This is a genomic window from uncultured Intestinibacter sp. (assembly GCF_902468165.1).
GTDB lineage: Bacteria > Bacillota > Clostridia > Peptostreptococcales > Peptostreptococcaceae > Intestinibacter.
Genome location: NZ_CABQXJ010000110.1, coordinates 1 through 6,684, shown reverse-complemented (window position 1 = coordinate 6,684; position 6,684 = coordinate 1). Strand labels below are relative to the sequence as shown.

At 29.2% G+C, this 6,684-nt stretch carries 5 protein-coding genes and 1 other annotated feature; all 5 genes read right to left on the bottom strand.

Annotated features, from left to right (window positions below):
* Positions 1–180 precede the first annotated feature (180 nt).
* Entirely contained in the window at positions 181–549 is a 369-nt protein-coding gene (locus tag RDX53_RS13520; RefSeq protein ID WP_295734208.1) for a C-GCAxxG-C-C family (seleno)protein, read from the bottom strand.
* Positions 550–791: 242 nt separating this feature from the next.
* Positions 792–1,817: a type I glyceraldehyde-3-phosphate dehydrogenase gene (gene gap, locus RDX53_RS13515; protein ID WP_307994336.1), complete on the bottom strand. Its 1,026-nt coding sequence runs from the start codon at positions 1,815–1,817 to the stop codon at positions 792–794.
* Between the two features lie 283 nt (positions 1,818–2,100).
* Entirely contained in the window at positions 2,101–3,369 is a 1,269-nt protein-coding gene (gene hisD, locus RDX53_RS13510; protein WP_307994335.1) for a histidinol dehydrogenase, read from the bottom strand.
* Positions 3,370–3,873: 504 nt separating this feature from the next.
* Complete coding sequence (locus RDX53_RS13505; RefSeq protein WP_295572108.1) at positions 3,874–5,079, bottom strand: homoserine dehydrogenase; 1,206 nt, start codon at positions 5,077–5,079, stop codon at positions 3,874–3,876.
* Positions 5,080–5,252: 173 nt separating this feature from the next.
* Positions 5,253–5,478: a binding site (T-box leader), on the bottom strand.
* 88 nt (positions 5,479–5,566) lie between these two features.
* Positions 5,567–6,448, bottom strand: a complete 882-nt coding sequence (locus RDX53_RS13500; RefSeq protein WP_307994334.1) for a YihY/virulence factor BrkB family protein — start codon at positions 6,446–6,448, stop codon at positions 5,567–5,569.
* Between the last annotated feature and the right edge of the window lie 236 nt (positions 6,449–6,684).

The following is a 6,684-nucleotide window of genomic DNA, read 5'->3' as shown; positions in this document are numbered from 1 at the left end:
TGTAAAACATAATAGATATTTGTTTCAATTTCGAATTAAAATCGCACATATCCTATAATATGGTGTTTCTAAAGAAATATAAAATTATAAAAATAAAAACTGCTAAGTAAGTAGTTTATAATACTTATTTAGCAGCTTTTTAATTTAAATATATTTACTAATTTTTACTTTAATATCAAATTATTTTAATGCTTCTTTTAATGCTTCATAAGAAAAATCAACTATTTCTTTGCATCCTACTCTATCTTTTTTAAGTGCTCTACATTCTGTAGTTCCGTAATGGTCTATTGTTTTTTGCATTATTTTTTTTGTGTAAGTTTTTGCTGGGTTTTCTTCTCCCACTTCGTCTCTGCCTTTTGCGAAACTTGCACATATACATGCACCGTTTACTGCTCCACATAAGTTTCCAACAGCACATCCCCCACCAAGTCCGCTAGCTATTCTTATCGGTATATCAGTTCCAAATTCTTCGTTATATGCTTTTATAACTGATTCTGCACAGTTTAAACCTTCCATAAAGTAATCTGATGCTAATTTTTTTTCGCTCATACTATCTCCTCCAATTTTCTTCTACTTTATATATTTTATTGTTACTATAATATATTTTATCAAAAATTATTGGTTTTTGTTATATTTATTTTTATTCATTTTTATTTATTATAAGATTTTGATATCTACATTTGTATTACATTAAAAATAAATCTAAAAAAACATTGCTTCAATTTTGAAGCAATGTTTTATAGGTTTATTTTTATTTGGTTAATATAGTCAACTAATTTAAAATGCTTTTTTTATAGTCTTTCAGCAACGTATTTTACTAAATCAACTGTTCTTGTTGAATAACCCCATTCATTATCATACCAAGATACAACTTTGAACATTTTGTCACCTATTGCCATAGTTGATAATGCATCTATTATTGAAGATCTTGAATCTCCTCTAAAGTCTATTGATACTATAGGTAAATCACAATATCCTAAAATTCCTTTTAACTCTCCTTCACTAGCTTCCTTTAAAGCAGCATTTACTTCTTCTATTGTTGCACCTTTTTTAAGTGTGCAAACTAAGTCTACTAGAGAAACTGTTGGTGTAGGAACTCTTACTGAGAATCCATTTAATTTTCCTTCTAATTGTGGTAAAACTTTTGCTACGGCTTTTGCAGCTCCTGTTGTTGTTGGGATCATAGATTCTGCTGCTGCTCTTGCCCTTCTTAAATCTTTATGGGTTTTATCTAATAATTGTTGGTCGTTTGTGTAAGCATGTATAGTAGTCATTAGACCTTCTTCTATACCGAATTTTTCATCTAATACTTTTGCAAATGGTGCTAAACAGTTAGTTGTACAAGAGGCATTTGATATAATATTGTGTTTTTCGTTGTCGTAGTCTTTTTCATTAACACCGATTACGACTGTAATATCTTCACCTTTAGCTGGTGCAGTTATTATAACTTTTTTTGCTCCTGCATCTATATGTTTTTGCGCACCTTCCCTATCTCTAAATTTACCAGTAGATTCGACAACTATATCTACTCCTAATTCTCCCCAAGGTATTTCTGCTGGGTCTGAATGTCTAAGTATTTTAACTTCATTTGAATTTATTAATAAAGTTTCGTCGTCTTTAACTTCTACATCACCTTGGAATATTCCATAGCAAGAATCATATTTAAATAAGTGAGCTAAAGTATTAGCATCTGCTCTAGCATTTATAGCAACTATCTCTACATCGTTACCTAATCTTTCTTGTGCTATTCTAAGCACATTTCTTCCTATTCTACCAAAACCGTTTATTCCTACTTTTATCAACTTAATATCCCCCATTTCGTAAATTTTGTTTTCTTTGATTTTACCTGTTATAATAATTATTGTATACTATATATTTTATATGTGCAACACTTTTATTTATTTTTTCAAAAAACAGTATTCACTAATTTATTAACTTTTATATTAATCCAATATAACAATTAAATTTTTTCATAAAAATAGCCATCATAAGACAACTTTTCGTTGTAATATGACAGCTATTATCAATTTCTAACTAAAAATACTAATCCTATATACTATTAGCAATTTGTTTTGTGTTACACTGTTTAATTTGTAATAATTAGTTTTCTTTTAATCTTACTTTTGCAGCATTGGCATGTGCATGTAGACCTTCATCTGTAGCCAATTTTACCGCTACAGGTCCTAGTGATTTTACTGCGTCTTTATTTAGTACTTGGTGAGTACAAGTTTTTATAAATGTTCCAACCCATACTCCACCTGTATACCTAGATGCTTTTAATGTCGGTAGAGTGTGGTTTGTTCCTGATACATAATCACCAAATACCTCTGCTGAATATCCTCCTATAAATAATGATCCATAATTTATAAGCTCATCTATTATGTCGTCGTTATTTGCTGTACTTATTTCTAAATGTTCTGGTGCATATTGATTTGATATTTCAACAGCCTCTTTTAAATTATCGACTAGTATAACTTCTCCGTTATTTTCCCATGAAGGCTTTGCTATATTTTTTGTAGGAAGTTCTTCTAACATTTGTTCTACTTTTTTAATTACTTCATTTGCAAACTTTTCACTAGTTGTAATTAATATTCCCCTCGCATTTAAGTCGTGTTCACATTGAGCAAGCACATCTGCTGCTATATATGTAGCGTTTGCTGTTTCATCTGCTATTATAAGAACTTCGCTAGGTCCTGCGACAAAATCTATACCAACAGTTCCATAACATTGTCTTTTTGCCTCTGTGACGTATTTATTTCCCGGACCTACTATAATATCTACAGGTTTTATACTTTCTGTTCCATATGTAAAAGATGCAATCGCTTGAACACCACCAGTTGCATAAATTTCATCAGCACCTGCTATATCCATAGCGACAAGTGTCTTTGGATTTATCTTTGCAACATCCTTCATAGTCGGTGAACATGCGACCACTCGCTTTACTCCTGCAACCTTTGCCGGAATTATAAGCATAAGTGCAGTCGAAAACAATGGATATCCCCCACCTGGAACATATGCTAAACAAGACGAAACAGGTATATGCTTTTGACCTAATACAACTCCTGGATATATTTCCTTTTCAAAATCATTATTAAAACTTTCCTTTTGTAATTTTGCAAACTTTTCAATATTTTTTGCCGCAATTTTAATGTTATTTATAAATTCATCATCAACTTCTTTATAAGCCTCTTCAATCTCCTCTTTTGAAACCCTTATTATATCTCTATCATTATTGTCAAATTTTAAATTGTATTTTTTCAAAGCCTCGTCTTTGTTTATTTTTATATCTTCTATTATAGAAGATACCTGTTCTTTGACTATTTTTTCAGTTTCTACATTTTTGAATGTAGAGTTTTTTAATATCTTCATCATTTACCCCCTTATATCAAGCTATATATATTTTGAATTTATTGGACTTTGTAATCCCTATACTTATACTTATACTTATACTTATACTTATACTTATACTTATACTTATACTTAATTATAATCTATCCAAGAAGATATATGTACCAAAATTTTACAAACACATCTTATGAAAACATACCTAAATTTACGTTATATAAAAAGAAGTAGTCAATCCAAAGTGAACTGATTACTATCTTTTTACAATAATTTTCATATTTTAAGTAAGATTACTTCTCTTTAGCTATTAGAGTTTTCATTTTTATCCATATCTAAAAAAAGAAATAGGAAGTGCATTATCATACACTTCCCATCTCAACAACTTATTTAAAATCTACTTTTAGCAAAGTATCCTTCACAGGCTAATTTATTAATTAATATTATAATTAAAACTTAAACACAATTATTTTATATGCTCAAATTTTTATATTTTTATATATTTCAATCTCTATTATATATATATCTTTATTATGATAATTTTAATATCTTACTTGCATCTTCGCAATACTTATTATCTTCTATAAATTTTATACTGTCGTTTATAGCACATTCAGAAGGTGCATTTACAACAACCGCTAATTCATCATCTTGAGCTATTATTTTAGAACTTATTAATTTATCTTTTAATACAGATATTATCTTGTCTTGTTGTGGATTTTTAAATCTAAGTAGAGCTTGACATTCATGTGATACAACTTTGTCTACATCTACTTTTTCTTTAATAAATGCATCTACATTATTTAGACGATGATCATATATATCGAGTACATCAGCATAAACTGCACTTCCTGTAGCATCTTTTCCAGCGCCTTTACCAACAAATGATACCTCTCCTAAGAAATCACCATTTACTACGATTATGTTAAACTCATTGTCTATTTTAGATATTATATCGTCATTTCCAACTAAAACTGGTCTAACATATCCATTTACCTTGCCATCGTGTATTTTGCTACGTCCAACTAATTTTATTTTGCATCCAAGTTGTTTCGCATATTCTATATCCTTTGGCTCTATATTGTTTATTCCTTCAAGATAGAAATCTTTCCAGTATATTCTCTTTTTAAACGATAAAGTAGATAAGATTGATAACTTTCTACCTGCATCATATCCCATTACATCAGACTCCGGATTAGCCTCAGCAAATCCAAGCTCTTGAGCTTGTTTTAAAGCCTCATCATAAGATAAATTTTCATCATACATTTTTGATAAAATGAAGTTAGTAGTTCCATTTAATATTGCAGATATAGAGTCAATTTCATTTCCTTCTAGTGATTCTATCAATGGTTTTAAAACTGGAATACCACCACCGACAGATGCCTCAAATTTTATACAAACTCCATTTTCCTTAGCAAGACTTACTAATTCTCCGCCAAACTCTGCCAACATATCTTTATTTGCAGTTACTACATTAATTTTATTTTCTAACGCTCTTTTTAAATATTCATAAGATGGATGTAAGCCCCCTAGTAATTCTACTATTACATCTACATCTTTATTAAATATATCTTCTATATCCGATGTTAAAACATCAGAATGTTTTCTGTGGGCATGCTTGCTTACATCCCTGACAAGTATTCCTTCTATACTTATATCCCTCTTATCCTTGTTGTTATCTATGATATCAACTAAGCCACTTGCTACTGTTCCATATCCTAATATCCCTATTTTCATTTTTTACCCTCCTACTTGTAATTTCTTTATATTATTTATTGATTTTGTGTATTAAAAAAGAGGCTTACCCTCGAACTAATTTTCTTAGAATAAAAATTCACTCTGCTCATATCGCCAACGACTTCGTACGTTTCTTAAGATAATAAGTTGAAATAAAAAAACTCGTCCTTGTAAAAAAGGACGAGATGTATTCCCGCGGTTCCACCTAATTTGATAAAAATCCACTCAAAATCTTAACGCGATTAACGGTAAGTCTTACTAAAATAAGAAAAATCTTAAAACTTCAGACCACAGCTCCTAGGTAGTTTTCAATCCCTCTAATTTAGAAAATCTCACAGCTCATAAATTTTCCTCTCTGAAAACCGAATTAGATTTACTCTTCCTATTCATTGCCTTTTTTTAATTAAATTAGTTAATAATATAATATGATATAATCAGAAAATTGTCAACATTCTTTTATATTATTTTTCCTTTTTTTGTAAATGCCTTATTTGTTAATTTCTCTGCGACTATGGTCATGTCTTTCACTTCTTCTTTTTATTCTTGTTCTATTTCTCTTTTTATATAGAAGTCTAGCATTAACTTCAGACCCCGCCAAAATCGTCCAACTGCTTAAATAAAGCCAAGTAATAAGAACGATTACGCCACCTAAACTGCCGTAGATTACGTCGTAATTTGAAAAATTATTAACATAAAAAGAATAACCATAAGTCACCGTAATCCATAAAAATGTAGATAATACAGCTCCAGGGATAGAGTCAGCAATCCTCATCTTTGTATTTGGTAAAGCTGTATAAAGTATAACTAGTATAATTATAACAAATAATATCCCAACGCTATATCTCAGGATATTCCATATATAAATAAAGTATTTATCGAGACCGATTAAGTCAAACACAAATGTACCTATCTTTTCTCCACCTATAAGTAAAACCATTGATATTAAAATAAGTAATAATAACATAACTGAAAAAATTATCGATATAAGTAATACCTTAAAAAAAGATCTATTTTCATTCACTCCATAAGACCTATTAATTCCCCTTATCAAAGATTTTACCGCCTTTGACATCGACCATGTAGCTAAGAAGAAACTGCTTATTAAGAGTTTAAAACTTCTATTGCCTATAACTGACCTAATCAAAGTATTAAGCACTACAAACGCACTTGCAGGGATAAGACTTTCCAATAAATTTATATATCTATTTAAATATATAACAGGGATAAAAACTACTGCACTTATTGTAAATAATAAAAATGGGAACAAACTAAGCAATAAATAAAAACCTACCTCTGCCGCTCTCGAGTTTATATTTCCAATCTCTATTGTCCCATAGTTTCTCTCAAAGCGATATTTTATATGCAGCACTTTTTTTACTATTTTATTTATATTGTTCAACTCCTTTCAATATTTTGTTTTATATTGAATATTTTTCAAGATTTCTTTATATACATTATAATAAATTATTTGTGTTTTTTATTAACTAAATATTATTTTTTTCTTTGTATTAAATTATATGTAGGTTTTGGTTGGGATTTTTCTTAAGATAGTATTAATTTTTTGAGTTTTGGTTAGATTTATTTTAATAATATTGTAATTTTTAA